The sequence below is a fragment of the Variovorax paradoxus B4 genome (assembly GCF_000463015.1).
Lineage (GTDB): Bacteria > Pseudomonadota > Gammaproteobacteria > Burkholderiales > Burkholderiaceae_C > Variovorax > Variovorax paradoxus_E.
Genome location: NC_022247.1, coordinates 2,842,418 through 2,859,737, shown reverse-complemented (window position 1 = coordinate 2,859,737; position 17,320 = coordinate 2,842,418). Strand labels below are relative to the sequence as shown.

14 protein-coding genes are annotated in these 17,320 nt (G+C 67.6%); 11 read left to right on the top strand and 3 right to left on the bottom strand.

The window, feature by feature from the left end; genetic code table 11:
- Positions 1–14 precede the first annotated feature (14 nt).
- The 7 genes from VAPA_RS13240 to VAPA_RS13210 all read left to right on the top strand — a co-directional run bounded on the left by VAPA_RS13240 (position 15) and on the right by VAPA_RS13210 (position 8,968).
- Positions 15–1,151, top strand: coding sequence for an iron-containing alcohol dehydrogenase (locus tag VAPA_RS13240; protein WP_021007282.1), 1,137 nt, complete (start codon positions 15–17; stop codon positions 1,149–1,151).
- Positions 1,152–1,282: 131 nt separating this feature from the next.
- Positions 1,283–3,628 (top strand): type VI secretion system Vgr family protein, encoded by a 2,346-nt coding sequence (locus VAPA_RS13235; protein ID WP_021007281.1) that lies wholly within the window; start codon positions 1,283–1,285, stop codon positions 3,626–3,628.
- Positions 3,618–4,064, top strand: a complete 447-nt coding sequence (locus tag VAPA_RS13230) for a hypothetical protein (protein WP_021007280.1) — start codon at positions 3,618–3,620, stop codon at positions 4,062–4,064. The genes VAPA_RS13235 and VAPA_RS13230 overlap by 11 nt, the downstream gene beginning before the upstream one ends.
- An 18-nt stretch (positions 4,065–4,082) precedes the next feature.
- A complete protein-coding gene (locus tag VAPA_RS13225; RefSeq protein ID WP_021007279.1) occupies positions 4,083–6,740 on the top strand; it encodes a DUF2169 family type VI secretion system accessory protein in 2,658 nt (885 codons plus the stop codon).
- A complete protein-coding gene (locus VAPA_RS13220; protein WP_021007278.1) occupies positions 6,737–7,864 on the top strand; it encodes a pentapeptide repeat-containing protein in 1,128 nt (375 codons plus the stop codon). The genes VAPA_RS13225 and VAPA_RS13220 overlap by 4 nt, the downstream gene beginning before the upstream one ends.
- Positions 7,861–8,565, top strand: a complete 705-nt coding sequence (locus VAPA_RS13215; RefSeq protein ID WP_080666808.1) for a DUF3540 domain-containing protein — start codon at positions 7,861–7,863, stop codon at positions 8,563–8,565. Before VAPA_RS13220 ends, VAPA_RS13215 begins: the two co-directional genes overlap by 4 nt.
- Positions 8,566–8,581: 16 nt before the next feature.
- A complete protein-coding gene (locus VAPA_RS13210) occupies positions 8,582–8,968 on the top strand; it encodes a DUF4150 domain-containing protein (protein ID WP_021007276.1) in 387 nt (128 codons plus the stop codon).
- 12 nt (positions 8,969–8,980) lie between these two features.
- On the opposite strand, the gene VAPA_RS13205 is transcribed toward VAPA_RS13210, so the two are convergent.
- The 3 genes from VAPA_RS13205 to VAPA_RS13195 form a co-directional block, all read right to left on the bottom strand.
- Positions 8,981–9,964: a tripartite tricarboxylate transporter substrate binding protein gene (locus VAPA_RS13205; RefSeq protein WP_021007275.1), complete on the bottom strand. Its 984-nt coding sequence runs from the start codon at positions 9,962–9,964 to the stop codon at positions 8,981–8,983.
- 92 nt (positions 9,965–10,056) lie between these two features.
- Entirely contained in the window at positions 10,057–11,130 is a 1,074-nt protein-coding gene (locus VAPA_RS13200) for a patatin-like phospholipase family protein (RefSeq protein WP_041946443.1), read from the bottom strand.
- Between the two features lie 37 nt (positions 11,131–11,167).
- Positions 11,168–13,543 (bottom strand): Tex family protein, encoded by a 2,376-nt coding sequence (locus VAPA_RS13195; protein ID WP_021007273.1) that lies wholly within the window; start codon positions 13,541–13,543, stop codon positions 11,168–11,170.
- Positions 13,544–13,729: 186 nt separating this feature from the next.
- Between VAPA_RS13195 and VAPA_RS13190 the strand changes: the two genes are divergently transcribed.
- The 4 genes from VAPA_RS13190 (at position 13,730) to VAPA_RS13175 (ending at position 17,309) form a co-directional block, all read left to right on the top strand.
- Positions 13,730–14,467 carry a FadR/GntR family transcriptional regulator gene (locus VAPA_RS13190; protein ID WP_021007272.1) on the top strand — a complete coding sequence of 246 codons (738 nt, stop codon included), beginning with the start codon at positions 13,730–13,732 and terminating at the stop codon, positions 14,465–14,467.
- 70 nt (positions 14,468–14,537) lie between these two features.
- Positions 14,538–15,368, top strand: coding sequence for a substrate-binding periplasmic protein (locus VAPA_RS13185; RefSeq protein ID WP_021007271.1), 831 nt, complete (start codon positions 14,538–14,540; stop codon positions 15,366–15,368).
- A gap of 44 nt (positions 15,369–15,412) precedes the next feature.
- Complete coding sequence (locus VAPA_RS13180) at positions 15,413–16,267, top strand: transporter substrate-binding domain-containing protein (RefSeq protein ID WP_021007270.1); 855 nt, start codon at positions 15,413–15,415, stop codon at positions 16,265–16,267.
- Positions 16,268–16,271: 4 nt separating this feature from the next.
- Positions 16,272–17,309 (top strand): L-idonate 5-dehydrogenase, encoded by a 1,038-nt coding sequence (locus tag VAPA_RS13175; RefSeq protein WP_021007269.1) that lies wholly within the window; start codon positions 16,272–16,274, stop codon positions 17,307–17,309.
- The last annotated feature ends 11 nt before the right edge of the window (positions 17,310–17,320 follow it).

Here is a 17,320-nt window from a genome sequence, read left to right as displayed (position 1 = left end):
GGCAAACCCACCTCATGGCCCTCATCCAATACCTCACCCAGATCCAGTTCGAATTCGGCGCCATCAAGTTGCTGTCCAGCGAATGCGCGCGCATCGGCATCAACCGGCCGCTGATCGTGACCGATGCCGGCGTGCGCGCGGCCGGCGTGCTGCAGAAGGCGCTCGATGCCATCGCCGATCTCGAGGTGGCGGTGTTCGACCAGACGCCGTCCAACCCCACCGAAGCCGCCGTGCGCGCGGCCGTCGAGCTGTACCGCAGCGGCCGCTGCGACGGGCTCATTGCCGTGGGCGGCGGCTCCGCCATCGACTGCGCCAAGGGCGTGGCCATCGCCGCCACGCACGAAGGCCCGCTCAAGACCTACGCCACCATCGAAGGCGGCTCGCCGAAGATCACGGAGCGCGCGGTGCCGCTCATTGCAGTGCCCACCACCAGCGGCACCGGCAGCGAGGTGGCGCGCGGCGCCATCGTGATCGTCGACGATCACCGCAAGCTCGGCTTCCACAGCTGGTTCCTGATGCCCAAGGCCGCCATCTGCGACCCCGAGCTCACGCTCGGCCTGCCGCCCAGGCTCACGGCCGCCACCGGCATGGATGCCATTGCGCACTGCATGGAAACCTTCATGTCGGCCGCCTTCAATCCGCCGGCCGACGGCATCGGGCTCGATGGCCTGGAGCGCGCATGGCTGCACATCGAACGCGCCACCAAGGACGGCAGCGACCGCGAGGCGCGCCTCAACCTCATGAGCGCCTCGATGCAGGGCGCCATGGCCTTCCAGAAGGGCCTCGGCTGCGTGCACTCGCTGAGCCACAGCCTGGGCGGCGTCGATCCACGCCTGCACCACGGCACGCTCAACGCCCTCTTCCTGCCGGCCGTGATCCATTTCAACGCCGGTGCCGAATCGGTGCAGAAGGAGCAGCGGCTGCAACGCATGGCGCGGGCCATGCACCTCGATTCGCCCGGCGATCTCGGCGACGCGATCCGCGACATGAACGCGCGCCTCGGCCTGCCCAAGGGCCTGGCCGAGGTGGGCGTCACGCCCGCCCTGTTCGAGCAGATCATCGACGGCGCCATGGCCGACCACTGCCACAAGACCAACCCGCGGCTGGCTTCGCGCGACGACTACAAGGCGATGCTCGAAGCCTCGATGTAAGGGCTTTGTTTGCCCCCATGTTTCAGGAGGGGGGCATCCCTCTCGCGTCATGTATATGACATAAGGAATTTCTAGACTGGCACTCGAAGGCTTCGCATCCGCAGAAGCCCCAAGGGCCAGGGAAATTTCGAATGACGCGCACTGTCCAGGTTCACACCGCACTCAACGCCGAGCAGCTGAAGTTCCGCGCCATGCGGGGACAGGAAGGCCTCTCGCAGCTGTTCGAGTTCGAGGTCGACATGGTCAGCCCGAGCTTCAATCTCGACCTGAAGACACTGCTGGGCACTTCGCTCACGGTCGAACTGCAGGACGAAGGCGCATCGCGCTTTCTCAACGGCACCGTGGTGCGCTTCGAGCTGGTGGGCCGCGCCAACGAAACGGGCCGCCACTACATCTACCGTGCGCTGGTGCAGCCCTGGCTCTGGTATCTCACGCGCACCACCGACTGCCGCATTTTCCAGAACAAGAGCGTGCCCGACGTGCTCGAAGAGGTGCTCGGCAAATACGGCTTCGAATACGAGAAGCGCCTCACCGGCAGCTACCGGCCCTGGGAATACTGCGTGCAGTACCAGGAGAGCGACTTCGCCTTCGTGTGCCGCCTCATGGAGCACGAGGGCATCGCCTACCACTTCGAGCACCGCAACGGCTCGCACCTGCTGGTGCTGGCCGACGACGTCGGCGGCTACGGCACCTTGCCGGGCCACGCCACCATTGCCTACCGCCCGCGCGACCGCGTGGTGAATGCCATGGAACCCTGCATCGACCAGTGGCGCATCTCGGAGCAGATCACCTCGGGCCGCGTGATGCTCGACGACTTCGACTTCAGGAAGTCGCGCGCCTCTCTCCAGAGCGTGCAGCAGGACCCGAAGGGCCACGACCATTCGACCTACGAAGTCTATGAATGGCTGGGCGGCTACAGCGAGAACGACCAGGGCGACAGCTACGCGAAGATCCGCCTGCAGGAGCTGCAGTGCGCGCACGAGCTGGCCACGGGCCACACCAATGTGGCCGGCATGGCGCCGGGCTACCTGTTCCAGATGACGCACTGCCCGCGCGAGGCCGACAACCGCGAATACCTCGTCACCCAGACCCGCTACGACCTGCAGGAGCCCGAGTACTCCACCGGCGGCACGGCCGAATCGGTGTGCGAGTTCGACTTCACCGTGCTGCCCTCCAACGTGGCCTACCGGCCCGCGCGCAAGACGCCCAAGCCGCGTACCAACGGCCCGCAGACCGCCACCGTGGTCGGCCCCGAAGAGATCTGGACCGACCGCTTCGGCCGCGTGAAGCTGCAGTTCCGCTGGGACCGCTACGGCCAGTCCGACGAGAACAGCTCGTGCTGGGTGCGCGTGTCGAGCAACTGGGCCGGCGCCAACTACGGCACCATGCACATGCCGCGCGTGGGCCAGGAAGTGATCGTCGACTTCATCGGCGGCGAACCCGACCGCCCGATCATCACCGGCCGCGTCTACAACAACGACCAGATGCCGCCGTGGGAGCTGCCGGCCAATGCCACGGCCAGCGGCATCCTCACGCGCTCCAGCACCGGCGGTGCGGCCAACCAGGCCAACATGCTGCGCTTCGAGGACCGCACGGGTGCCGAGCAGATCCTGCTGCATGCCGAGCGCAACCTCGACGTGGAGGTGGAAGCCGACGAAACGCACACCACCGACGGCACCCGCACCACCCTCATCAAGGGCCACGAATCGGCCACCTACCAGAGCGGCGAGACGCGCGACATCACCGCGGGCGCGAAAGAAACCATCACCGGCGGAGACACGCGCGACGTGACCGGCGGCTTCAGCGAAACGGTCCAGGGCGGCGTCACGCAGACCATCTCGGGCGGCAAGACGCGCACGCTCAGCGGCGGGCTGGACGACACGATCTCGGGCGGGGTGAAGCTTGCGATCACCGGCGGCTTCAACGGCACCATCGACGGGCAGGAGATCCGCTTCGTGAGCGACGGCCGCAACGACACGATCAACACCTCGAACAACGTCACGGTCAATGGCCCGTCGACCACGATCGTCACCGGCCCGACGGTCCACACTTCGCCCGACGTGACCTTCAACACGACCAACCACATCCACAACACGACGCAGCACGTCATCAACACCAGCGTCTACAACACCACGTCGAACACCTACAACAACCTGACCAACAACTACACGAACAACTCGGTCAGCTACACGAACAACTATGCAAAGAGCAGCGACTGGCGCTGGTTTCGCGCGGGCGGCGTGGGGGTGCGGATCAGCCTCGTCGGCATGTCGTTCGACGTATGGGGGGCGCGCCTGCAGTACTACGCGGGGCTCAACGCACAGATCGCCACGGTGAAGATCGACACCGCCGTCTTCTCGCTGAAGAACAAGCCGCTGGAGGTCAGTGCGAAGGGCCTGGCCATCGCGAACAAGGGGATGCTCATCGCCACCGGCGGCCTCGCCGCGAAGTTCAAGGTACTGACGCTTGTCGCTTGAAACCTTCGAAACCATCCTCTGGGTCGTGTTCGCCATCGTGATGAGCGCGGTCCTCGTGACGGCCGCGTCGGTGGTGATCGTCGCGTCCCGCGAGAACCGCATCTATTCCGCCGAGGAGAAGACCTGGAAGCACCTGGCGCGCAACGGCGTCCCCGCGGAAGCAGTTGTCGAATCGGTCAAGCGTTCCGAGCACGAGCTCTCGCGCGGTGGATCGCAGGGCCAGACGGTGCTGGCGGTCGAGATGTCGCTGAAGGTCTTCGACGGCGCGGGCGGTTCGCATCCGGCGATTGTCAGGACGCTGGTCGACGAAGCCCTGCTGCCGCAGCTCTGCATCGCGGGCACCCAGGTGCACCTGCTGCGCGACCCCGACGACGCCTCGCGCCTGGCCATCGACCGCGCGCGCACGCCGCTTGAAATCCCGCGGGCCTCGGACTGACCGGGTGCCAGCCACGCCGTGAAAACCGTCAAGCCCCTGCGCCTGAGCGTGATCACGCGCCCGTTCCTTCGCGCCGGCCAGCAGCGGCTGGGCGTGACAGCGATGGGCATGGTCTCCATGGGCGAGACCAACGTGCTGCAGCCGGAGCCCGAGTTCTGGAAATCCGTTTCCGACGAACTCGGTCCCACCGGCGTGCTCGACCTCGGCATGCCCAAGGCCTGCGCCGAATTCCTTGCGACCGGCCACGCCTACACGCACCACCAGAAGGACAAGACGGCCTGCGCCGTCGCCGTGCATGTCGGCGCACTGACCAGGCAACTGGCGGTCTTCGGCGACCGGTTCTGGCTCGACGGCCGCGCGACCGCGCCGCAGCCCTTCGAATCGATGCGGCTCGACTGGAGCCGCGCCTACGGCGGCCCGGCCTTCGCCGACAACCCGCTGGGCATCGGCCATGCGCCGGAGCCGGTGAACGGGCTGCTGGTGCAGCGTCTGCCGAACGTCGAGCATCCGCACCGCCGCATCGACCATCCCTCGCGGCAGGCGGAGCCCGCCTGCTTCGGCGCGATGGACGTGAGCTGGCCGAGCCGCATGCGCCTGATCGGCAGGCACTACGACGCGCACTGGCGCGAGAACCTCTTTCCGGGCTTTTCGGACGACATGGACTGGCGCCTCTTCAATGCGGCGTCGCCCGAGCAGCGCTGGGCGGACCTCGACCGCATTCCGGGCGGCACGCCGTACGAAGTCTGGAACATGCACCCCACCCTGCCGGTGCAGCGCGGGCGGCTGCCGCACTGGCGGGCACGCAGCTTCATTGCCCGCAAGACGGCATCGGGCCAGACCGAACCCGAGCGCTTCGAGGAAGTGCCCCTGCGGCTGACCACCGCCTGGTTCTTTCCGCACCTGGCGCAGATCGCGCTGATCTGGCACGGCGAGACCGCCATCGCAGAGGACGATGCCGCCGATGTCACGCATGTGATGCCCGCCATCGAGGCCGCGTCCGACGCCGCACGGCCGCTCGAACACTACTTCGCGATCCTGCAGCGCCGCTGCGATCCCGAAACCGGAGGCCTCTACATGTTCCGCGACGACGAGCTGCTGCCCGCTTCTTCCATCGGGCCGTGGATCGACGAGATGGAAGAGGAAGAGTCCGTGCTCGTGCGCAACATGCGCGAACGCGGCAATGCGCTGCGCCAGGAGCTGACGCAACAGGCGCTGGACGCCGGCCACAAGCCGCGCCACTTCAAGGAGCGCGCGCTGCCTGCGCCCTTCACCAAGATGCCGACGCTGAACGAGTTGCCCGAATTCATCGAGCGCACGAAGGTCTACGAACGCGAGCAGCAGCACAAGCTCGAGGCCGCGCGCCGCGAGCTCGGGCAGATGGCCGAGGCCAATGCGGTGGAGTCGCGCAAGGTGGGCTTCGACTCCGGTGAACTCGTGGCCGGCGCCAACCGCAGCCAGGTCAAGGGTCCCCCTGCGTTCGACGCCCAGGCCGTGACGCAGGGCATGCGGGACATCGCCGCCGCCACGCGCACCGCCCCCATGTCGCCGGCCCAGGAACTGGAGCTCGGGAAGACGGCGGAAAGCGGCCAGCGCGGCCTGATCGACATGTACCGGCTCGGCGCACAGCACCAGTCGGCGGCCGATGCCATGACCGTTGAACGCTCCGGCGAAGCGCGACGGCGGGTGCAGGAGCGCATGGCCACCACCCGCGACCTCTCCGGCCTGGACCTGACGGGCGCAGACCTCTCGAACATGGATCTGCGCGGCGCCTGCCTGCGCCGCACGCTGCTCGAAAGCGCAGACCTGAGCGCCGCGCGGCTCGACGGGGCCGATGCCACGGAGGCCGTGCTGGTTCGCGCACGACTGGCACACACCTCGCTGGCCGGTTGCGTGCTGCACAACGCGAACCTGAGCCTGGCGCATTGCACGCACACCTCGTTCATACGTACGCAGCTCCACGACACCATGATCGAGAAAACCCGCTTCGACGACTGCGATTTCTCGGAGGCTCGCCTGGCGCACCTGAATCTCTTCGGCATGCACTTCCAGAACTGCCGCTTCGACCGTGCCAGCTTCGATTACGTGACCCTGCTCGAACAGAGCCGGCTGCAGGATTGCAGCTTCCGCGCGGCGACCCTGCACAAGTTCGGGCTGATCTCCTGCCAGGTCGAGCGGCTGGATTTCTCGCAGGCAAAGCTCGAGGCCTGCGCATGGGTCCACACCCTCGGCGACCGGGGCATCGTCTTCACCGGGGCCACATTGCAGACCAGTTGCTTCGTCGGCACCAGCAGCCTGCGCACCATCGACTTCGAAGGTGCCACCTTGATCCAGTGCAGCCTGCGCGACATGACGCTGGACGGTGCGCGCTTCGTCCGCGCCACGCTCGACACCTGCGACTTCTCGGCCTGCAGCCTCGTGGGCGCGGACCTGAGCTTCATCGATGCACCCGAGAGCCTGTTCATCCGCGCCGACCTGACCCATGCCTCGCTGCGCGGCGCCAACCTCATGAATGCGAGTCTGCAGAAGGCGCGCCTGATCGGCGTCGATCTGCGCGAAGCCAACCTTTTCCGTACCGACCTGTCGCAGGCCCTGATCGACACCGTGACCGAAACGCGCAACGCCTACATCGCGCAGACCAAGACCGTCCCGCGGCGCGCGGCGGAACCGGCGCGATGACGCCGGACGTGTTGGCGCAGAAGGTTCGCAGCGGCGAGTTCATCAAGGGCCAGGATTTCAAGGGCATGCGCTTCGACCACCTCGACCTGCGCGGCGGGACCTTCGGCGAATGCGATTTCTCGCAGGCGAGCTTCAGCGGCGCGCAACTGACCGAGTCGATGTTCGACAGCTGCCGCTTCGACGGCGCGCGGCTCGACACCGCCGACCTGCAGCGCTCGGCCTTCCATAAGTGCAGTCTGTTGCAAGCCAACCTGCAGGGCGCAACGTTGACCCGGGTGGCCTTCAGCGAATCGAACCTGCAGGGCGCCGACTTTGCGAGCGCCGGCCTGGGCCTTGCTGCCTTCCACAAGAGCAGGCTCGACGCGAGCCGTTTCGACCGTGCCGACCTCACGAAGGCCGTGTTCGGCGAATCGACCCTGGACGGAACGCGCTTCGACAATGTGCAGCTCGACACCACCGTCTACTACCGGGCCGGGTTGCGCAATGCCAGCTTCCAGGGCGCCAGCTTTCACAACGCGATCTTCAGCGAGGCCGACCTGGCGGGCCAGGATTTCTCGACGCAACAGTTTCACCTCTGCCAGTTCATCGACGCCGACCTGGTGGGCTGCAGCTTCGACCGGTCGCGGCTCACCCAGTGCAACTTCAAAGGGGCCAGGCTCGAGCGCGCGGTGCTCACCGCGGTGCATGCGCCGCAGTGTCTGTTTCCCGAGGCCGACCTACGCGACGCCGACTGTCGCGGCGGCCACTTCGCGCAGAGCCTCTGGGTCGATGCGCTGCTGGCCGATGCCGACCTGTCGGACGCACAGTTGGTGCAATGCGTGTTTCACCGCGCGCGCTGCAACCGCACCTCGTTCGCGCGTAGCGAGCTGGTCTACGCCGACTTCTCGTACGCCGACCTGAGCGACGCCGACCTGCGGGGTGCCACCTTCCAGCGCACGCAACTGCACCGTGCGGTACAGACCGGCACGCGCTGGAGCGACCGGCTCGGCGTGCTCGACAACGACCCCGAGCTCTTCGAGGCCGAGCGCCACGCCGCCGCGCGGGCCGTGCGGCCACAGCGCGCCGGCCGCGACGCGCTGGGCCGTCCCCTTCCGCTGGCGCAAGACCCCAAGGACTTCTCATGACCCATCGCATCCTGCGCGAAGCCGCGCAAATGCAGCACCTGATGCCGGATACCGCCTCGCCCGCCGAGGAAGGCGACATGCAGGCGCTGCTGCGCAAGCCCCTGCCCGCCGCGACCGCCGCCTGGACCGGCAGCGCACTGGGCACGGTGCAGCAACAGCGGACCGACGGCAGCTTCCTGGTCGAGAGCCAGGACGGCTGCGAACGCTGGCCATGCCCGCGCGCCGCCAGCTGCCTGCTCCAGCCCGCGCCGGGTGACGTCGTGCTCGTGGCCGGACCGCACCGCGACTGCCTCTACCTGATCGCCGTCGTCACGCAGGCCGATGCCAGCCGGTCGTGCATCGTCGCCGAAGGCGATCTCACCATCAGCTCGCGACGAGGCCGCATCTCGATGCAAGCCCCCTCGCTCAGCCTGAAGGCAGAGAAGGCGCAGATCGACATTGCCGACATGGACTACCGCGGCGCCGAAGTGCGCGTGACCACGCTGGTCGCCCGCTTCGTGGGCCGCACGCTGGAGACGGTTCTCGATCGACTGAGCGTGCTCACGCGCTCCAGCTTCCGCCTGACCGAAGAGGTCGAGCAGGTGCGCGCAGGCCAGATCGACATGCAGGCGTCGGAAACGCTGCGCATGCATGCGAAGAACACCCTTGTCACCAGCAAGGCGCTGGTGAAGGTAGATGCCGAACAGATCCACATGGGCTGAAAGAAGGAACAACTACATGTTTGCCAATGCACAGATGATGGGCATGGACCTCGCCTTTCCCGACGTCTGCAAGACGCCGCCCGCGATTCCCGTTCCCTATCCCAACTTCGCGCTCGGGCCGACGGCCATTCCCAACGCCTGGAACATCCTCTACGGCGGCACGCCGGCCCACAACCTTGCCACCACCACGCCCATCACCAACGGCGACAACGCGGGCGTGCTGATGGGCGTGGTGTCGCAGACGGTGATGGGCCCTTCGCGCCACATCACGGGGGCTTTCACCGTGCTGCTCAAGGGTTCGCCCTGCACGCGCATGACCAGCCTCTCGGTGCAGAACCGCTGCAACATCGTGGGGATGCGCATCGTGCCGAGCCAGTTCAAGGTGCTGGTGCTCGCGGCCTGAGGCTTCCTGTTCCTATTCCGCCTTGACGCCCGCCGTGCGGATGACCTTGCCCCACTTGGCCGTCTCGGCCTTGATGAAGGCATCGAACTCCTCGGGCGTGCTGCCGGCCGGAATGGTGCCCATGGCGTCCAGCTTGGCGCGCGTCTCGTCGCTCTTGATGATGCGCGCCAGCTCTTCCGACATGCGCTTGACGATGTCGCGCGGCGTACCGGCCGGCGCCAGCATGCCGGCCCAGGTGCTGCCGGTGAAGCCCGCGAAGCCCTGCTCGATGAAGGTCGGCACATCGGGCGCGGCGCTCAGGCGCTTGTCGCCCGCCACGCCGATCAGTCGCACCTTGCCCGCCTTGGCCTGGTTGATGAGGCCCGTGGGCGCGTCGAAGAACAGCTGGATCTGGCCACCCATCAGGTCCGTCAGCGCGGGCACCGCGCCGCGGTACGGAATGTGGATCATGTAGGTCTGCGTGAGCGACTTCCACAGCTCGGTCGTCAGGTGCGCGGCCGAGCCGTTGCCCGACGAGCCGAAGCTCACCTTGCCGGGATTGGCGCGCGCGTAGTCGATGAGTTCGCGCGCCGTCTTGAACGGCGCATTGACGCTGACCGCCGCGAGCAACGGCGAGATGCCCATCAGCGAAACGCCCGTCAGGTCCTTCTGCGGGTCGTAGGGCAGCTTGGGATACAGCGTGGTATTGGCCGCATAGGCCGCAATGACGACGCCGAAGGTGGTGCCGTCGGGCGGCGCCTTGGCCATGGCATCGACGCCGATCAGGCTGTTGGCGCCCGGCTTGTTGTCGATCAGCACCGGCTGGCCGAGCCGCGCCTGCAGGCCGACCTGCACCAGCCGCGCCATCTGGTCGGTGAACCCGCCCGGCGTGTAGGGCACGATGATGCGGATCGGCTTGCTCGGCCAGGCGCCCTGCGCCAGCACGGGCATCGGGAGGGTCGCGGCGGCAGCGGCGGCAAGGGTGAATCGGCGGCGTGAGATGGGGGCCTGCGGCATGGGTGGCGGCTTTCTCTGAGAAGAGTGAGCTGACCATTCTCGAAGGCGCTGCGCGGGCACCCCCTCAGGGTTTGCCCCGGCGGGGGGCCGGTTCAGAGCGGCAGGATGTCGCGCGTGCGACCGGTTGCGAGCCAGCCCTCGAACTCGTCGGAGAGCCGCTCTGCCTCCCGCGTGGCCCTGCTCCATGCGCCGATGCGGGCCTGCGCATCGTTCGCGAAGTGGATGAAGTCCTTGCGGTCGGGCAGCTTGCCGTTGGGAAGCGAGCGCACCCAGCCGGCATCGGGCGCGAGCACCACCATGCGATCCAGGAAACTGGTGGACTTGTGGCGCCAGCGCAGGCCCTTGTCGAGCCAGCCCGGCACCACCGCGCGCTGGAAATGCGGGTACAGCACGATGCCTTCGTCGGCCGGCTGGTAGTCCAGGTGCAGGTGGTAGTCGGTGATGCCGCCGTCCCAATACGCGCCGCGCGGCGCGCCGGGAATGTCGTGCACCGCGGCCAGGAGAAACGGGATCGAGCACGAGGCCTGCAGCACCAGGTTGAAGTTCTCTTCGCTGAGCGCATGCTGGCGCGTGCGGAAATCCCTGGTGCCAAAGGGCAAGGCCGCGCCGGGCGTGGAAAAGACGCATCGCTCCAGCCATGCGCCCAGGCCTTTGCGATGCAGGCTGTTGGTGGCAAAGGCGCCCAGGTAGCCGAAAGGCGTGCGCGCCCCGCCCTCGCGCCCGAGGATGTGGCGGCCGCGCGAAGTCACCACGTGGAGCCGGTAGCGCGCATGGCCCAGCACCTCGCCGATGCGCCCGCCATAGAAGTCGACCAGGCTCTCGGCAAAGCGCTCGCTGAGCTGCTGCGGGCTCAGCCGCTTCTGCCCCGGCGGCACCTCGAACTGCTGGCGCACGTAGTCGTGCTCGAAACGCTCGAAGGCCTTGTGCGGATCTGCAAGACAGGCCGTCGAAAGCCGCCATGCCCCGATCGACGCGCCCACCAGGTGCACCGGCTGGCTCGATTGCGCGAGCCAACGCCCGAAGATGAAGCGGTCGAGCGGCCCGAGGATCAGGCCCTTGGGGCCGCCCGCTGCGCCGGGAATCGTGCGCACGTCCTGCGGACGCAGGCCATGCGCTTCGATGTGCTTGCGGGCGGCGGGGCCGGCGTAGATGCGCAGTGCTTTCATCATGCCGGTTGCGTCAGCAAGAACCGTGCAGCACGGTCTACTTGCGCAACCCCTGCAGCTTCGCAAACGCGCTGGCCATCTGCCCCGCGGGCTGCGGCGAGTTGTCGCGGCGCGGGCCCTGCTGCTGGCCGCGCCCGGCGCCTTCGAAGCGGTTGTCGCGCGGCCCGTCGCGGCGCGCGGGCGCTGCATCGAGCTTCATCGACAGGCCGATGCGCTTGCGCGCCACGTCCACTTCCATCACCTTGACCTTGACGATGTCGCCGGTCTTGACCACTTCGCGCGCGTCGTTGACGAACTTGTGGCTCAGCTGGCTCACGTGCACCAGGCCGTCCTGGTGCACGCCCAGGTCGATGAAGGCGCCGAACTGCGCCACGTTGCTCACGGTGCCCTCGAGGATCATGCCCTCGACCAGGTCCTTGATGTCGTCCACGCCGTCGTTGAAGCGCGCCACCTTGAAGTCGGGGCGCGGATCGCGGCCGGGCTTCTCGAGTTCGCCCAGGATGTCCTTGACCGTGATGACGCCGAACTTCTCGTTCGCGAACAGCTCGGGCTTCAGGGTCTTGAGCATCTCGGCGCGGCCCATCAGCTCGGCGATCGGCTTGCCGGTCTTGACGATGATCTGCTCCACCAGCGGATAGGTCTCGGGGTGCACGCCCGTCACGTCGAGCGGGTCGGCGCCGCCGCGGATGCGCAGGAAGCCCGCGCTCTGCTCGAAGGCCTTGGGGCCGAAGCCGCTCACGTCGAGCAGCTGCTTGCGGGTGGAGAACGCGCCGTTCGATTCGCGCCAGCGCACCACGGCCTTGGCCACGCTGGCCGAGAGGCCAGAGACGCGGCTCAGCAGCGGCACGCTCGCGGTGTTGAGGTCCACGCCCACGGAGTTCACGCAGTCTTCCACCACCGCCTGCAGCGTGCGTGCGAGTTCGCTCTGGTTCACGTCGTGCTGGTACTGGCCCACGCCGATGCTCTTGGGGTCGATCTTCACCAGCTCGGCCAGCGGGTCCTGCAGGCGGCGCGCGATGCTGGCCGCGCCGCGCAGGCTCACGTCCACGTCGGGCATTTCCTGGGAGGCGAATTCGCTGGCCGAATACACGGACGCGCCGGCCTCGCTCACCACCACCTTGTCGACCGTCATCTCGGGCGCGCCGGCCTGCGCGGCCATCTTGGCCAGCAGCTTGATGAGGTCGGCGGCCAGCTTGTCGGTCTCGCGGCTGGCGGTGCCGTTGCCGATGGCGATCAGGTTCACGCCGTGCTTGGCGCACAGCTTGCCGAGCGTGTGCAGCGATCCTTCCCAGTCCTTGCGCGGCTCGTGCGGGAACACGGTGGCGGTCTCGACCAGCTTGCCGGTGGCATCGACCACCGCCACCTTCACGCCGGTGCGGATGCCCGGGTCCAGCCCCATCACGACGCGCTGGCCGGCGGGTGCGGCCAGCAGCAGGTCGCGCAGGTTGTCGGCAAACACCTTGATCGCGACCTTCTCGGCTTCTTCGCGCAGGCGGGTGAACAGGTCGCGCTCGGTGGAGAGCGCGAGCTTCACGCGCCAGGTCCAGGCCACGCACTTGCGCAGCAGGTCGTCGGCCGGACGGCCGGCATGGCTCCAGCCCAGGTGCAGCGCGATCTTGCCTTCGGCGATGCTGGGCTTGCCCGGCTCGGGCTCCACCGGCAGCACCAGCTTGGCGTCGAGGATGTCGAGCGCGCGGCCGCGGAACACGGCCAGCGCGCGGTGCGAGGGCACGCGGCCGATGGGCTCGTCGTAGTCGAAGTAGTCGCGGAACTTGGCGATGTCGGCGTTGTTCTCGTCCTTGCCGGTCATCAGGCTGGACTTGAGCAGGCCTTCGTTCCACAGCCATTCGCGCAGGCTCTGCACCAGGCCAGCGTCTTCGGCCCAGCGTTCGGAGAGGATGTCGCGCACGCCGTCGAGCACGGCCGCGACGGTCGAGAAATCGGGGCCCGGCTTGCCGTCGTCGAGCGTGGTGGCGGGCTGCAGGAAGGCCTTGGCTTCCACGGCGGGATCGAGCGTGGGGTCGGCCAGCAACTTGTCCGCGAGCGGCTCGATGCCGAACTCGCGCGCAATCTGGCCCTTGGTGCGGCGCTTCTGCTTGAACGGCAGGTACAGGTCTTCGAGCTCCTGCTTGGTCGGCGCGAATTCGATCGCGGCGCGCAGTTCGGGCGTGAGCTTGCCCTGCTCGTCGATGCTCTTCAATACCGCGGCGCGGCGGTCTTCGAGTTCGCGCAGGTATGAAAGACGCGCCTCGAGTTCGCGCAATTGAATGTCGTCGAGGCCGTCGGTCACTTCCTTGCGGTAGCGGGCAATGAACGGAACCGTGGCACCGCCATCGAGCAGTTCGATGGCCGCCTTCACCTGGTGCTCGCCTACCTTGATCTCGGCGGCGAGCTGGCGAATGATTTTTTGCATGTCGGAGGGGATCCCTGGAACTGGCGACGCCGTTCGGACGCCTTGCGGATAAAGCGCGGAAGTTTGCCATAGGGTACGGCCGCTCCACGGGAACCGGAGCCCCTGAAAATGCCTGCGCTAGTGGTAAACCACTATATGTCGAATTGGTACACCACGCAGAATGTGGTCTAACCACTTTGATCCACCATGGCACTCAAGCTCATCCCTCCCTCCTCCGCAGCGATGTCGAAAATCGGCCAACCTCCGGCGGAGAAGCCGTACCAGCGCCTGGCTGCCAATATTCATGAATTGGTCAAACAGGGTGAGTTTTTGGTCGGCCATCGGCTGCCATCCGAAAGGGCGCTGGCGGAGCGCTTCGACGTCAGCCGCACCTCGGTGCGCGAGGCCATCATTGCGCTGGAGCTGCAGGGCGTGGTCGAGGTGCGCGGTGGCTCGGGCATCTACATCTGCCAGCCGCAGGACGCGCCCACGCAGCTGCCGATGGCCCAGGAAACCGGCGCCGGCCCCTTCGAGCTGCTGCGCGCGCGCTGCCTGATCGAGTCCGAGATCGCCTCGCTGGCGGCCACCACGCGCAAGGACGCCGACCTCGACAAGATGTTCGGCGCGCTCGCCACCATGCGCGAGCAGATGCACGACAAGGAAGCCAACGAGGCGGCCGACCGCATGTACCACCTGCACATTGCCGAATCCACCGGCAACAGCGTGCTGCTGCAGACGGTGACGAACCTCTGGGACCAAGCCAAGGGCCCGATCTGGACCCAGATCGAGCAGCACTTCCATTCGCCCGCACTGCGCCTCCAGTCGCAGGACGACCACCAGCGCATCTTCGCCGCGATCGTTTCGGGCGATGCCGATGCCGCGCGGCTGGCCATGCGGGCGCACCTGGAACGCGTGATCGGCGAATTCGCCCAGAGCTGGCGCTAGGCGCACCCTGCCCCCGCGCGCGGCTGCCTCGGCGCGCTTGACCCTTTCAAAAAAGACGGAGACACGAACCATGAAGCCCAACCTCGCCCATTGCCTTGGCGCATTGCTGCTTGCCGGCAGCTTCGGCGCCGTCCATGCACAGGAGCCGCCCGCGCCCGGCGCGAGCCCGCGCATCGATGCCATCCGCAAGGCCGGCGAGCTGCGCGTCGGCGTGCTGCAGAACGCGCCCTGGCTGATCGAGAACACCACCGGCAACGGCGATCCCTGGAGCGGTCCGGCCTGGCTGCTGGCCAAGGAGTACGCCCGCCTGCTCGGCGTCAAGCTCAGCACGGTGCCGGTGTCGCACGAGACCAAGGTGCCGGTGCTGGCATCGAACCAGGTCGACATGACGATCAGCCCGCTGGGCGAGACGCCCGAGCGGCTGAAGGTGGTGGACTTCGTCGTCTACTCCGCCACCAGCGTGTGCATGTTCGGCCGTGCCGACAACGCCAAGCTGGCGAAGGCTGCCTCGGTCGACGACCTCAACCGGCCCGAGGTGACGATTGCCTACTTCACCGGCGGCGCCGAGGAAGGCTGGGTCAAGGAGCGCTTTCCCAAGGCCATGCTGCGTGCGGTGGCCAGCTCCGGCGCCACCGCGCCGGTGGAAGAAATCATGGCGCGCCGCGCCGATGCGGCACCGATCAACCGCGTGCCGTGGGTCGGGCTGCAGCACAAGGTCAAGGGCCTCGCGGTGCTGCCGAAGGAAAACAACTGCCAGGGCAGCACCGAGAAAGCCTCGCCGGTCGGCCTGGCCGTCGACAAGAACCAGCCCGCCTACCTCGAATGGCTGCGCCAGGTCGCCAAGGCCCGCAAGGCGCAGCTCGACGCTGACGAGGCCCGCGTGATCGGCGCACTGAAATAGGCAAGTCACACATCGTTCAGTCAACAGAAAAACCGGAGACCTTCATGCCACACATCCCCCGCACTTTCCTCGGCCGCAGGCTGGCCCGTGCAGCACTCGCAGCCGCCCTGGCCGGCACCTGCCTCGGCGCCCTGGCCCAGACCCCGCCGCCACCCGGCGCGAGCCCGCGCATCGACGCCATCCGCAAGGCCGGCGTGCTGCGCGTGGGCGTGGTCAACAACCCGCCCTGGCTGGCGCAGAACACCGCCGGCGACGGCGAGCCATGGTCCGGCCCGTCGTGGACGCTGGGCAAGGAATTCGCCAAGCTGCTGGGCGTGAAGGTGGAGCCCGTGGCGGTGAGCCATGAGACCAAGGTGCCGTCGCTCACGGCCAACCAGATGGACATCATGATCGGGCCGCTGAACGAGACTGCCGAGCGCGCCAAGATCATCGACTTCGTTACCTTCTCCAGCACCGGCGTGTGCATGTTCGGCCGCGCCGACAACCCGAAGTTCACCAGCGCGCGCACCCTGGAAGACTTCAACAAGCCCGAGATCACCATGGCGTATTTCTCGGGCGCCGGGGAGGAGCCGCTGGTGCGCCAGCAGTTCTCCAAGGCCAAGCTGCGTGGCGTCGCCAACTCCGGTTCGGTCGCGCCGATCGAAGAGGTGATGGCCGGCCGCTCGGACGTGGCGCCACTCAACCGCATGCTGTGGCCCAACATCAGCAAGAAGGTCAAGGGCCTGGCCGTGTTCCCCAAGGAGAAGGACTGCCAGGACAGCAAGATCTTCCAGATCCAGACCGGCATGGGCGTGGCGAAGGACCAGCAGGTGTACCTCGACTGGCTGCGCGCCGTGGCCCAGCGCATGCAGCCCGCGCTGAGCGAAGAAGAGCGCCGCATGACGCAGAACCTGAAGTGACGCCATGCTGAACTGCGAAATCCACGGCGCGCTCGACCTGCGCCTTGCCGAACGCCCCGCCGAACCGCTCGCGCCCACCCAGGTGCGCGTGGCCGTCAAGGCGGTGGGCATCTGCGGCTCCGACCTGCACTACTACCGCCACGGCCGCGTCGGCGACTTCGTGATCCGCGCACCGCTGACGCCGGGGCACGAGGCCTCGGGCCAGGTCGTGGAAGTGGGCGCGCAGGTCAGCTCGGTGAAGCCGGGCGACCGCGTCGCCATCAATCCCTCGCGCACCTGCGGTGTCTGCCGCTTCTGCCGCGCGGGCACCTCCAACCACTGCGAGAACGTGCACTTCTTCGGCAGCGCCAGCCGCTGGCCCCACATGCAGGGCGCGATGCGCGAGCAGGTGGTGGTCGAAGCCACGCAGTGCCTCGCCGTGCCTGACACGCTGTCGTTCGAACTGGCCGCCTTCGGCGAGCCGCTGGCCGTGGCGCTGCATGCGGTGCAGGAGGCCGGCTCGCTGCTCGGCAAGACGGTGATGGTGGTGGGCGCCGGCCCGATCGGCGCGCTGATCCTCATGGCCGCGAAGCTCGCGGGTGCCAGCCAGCTGATCGCGGTGGACATCGTGGACGAGACGCTCGCGGCCTGCACCCGCGTCGGCGCGACGCGCACCATCAACGCGGCCAGGGAGCCCGATGCGCTGCAGGCGCTGGCCGCGGACAAGGGCCAGGTCGATGCGAGCTTCGAGGTCTCGGGCCACTATGACGGCCTGGCCAACTGCATCCGGTCGACGCGCCCGCGCGGCACCATCGTGCAAGTGGGCACGCTCGGCGGCAACAGCGAGGGCTGCCCGTTCAACCAGGTCATGGTCAAGAGCCTGCACCTCGTCGGCAGCTTCCGCTTCGTCGACGAATACGCCTGGGCGGTGGACTACCTGAGCCGCGGCGTGCTCGACGTGTCGCCGCTCCTGACCGAGGCGGTGCCGGTGGCGCGCGTGCACGACGCCTTCGCGCTGGCGGCGGATCGTCATCGCGCGATGAAGGTGCTCGTCACGTTCTGACGGGATCGCCC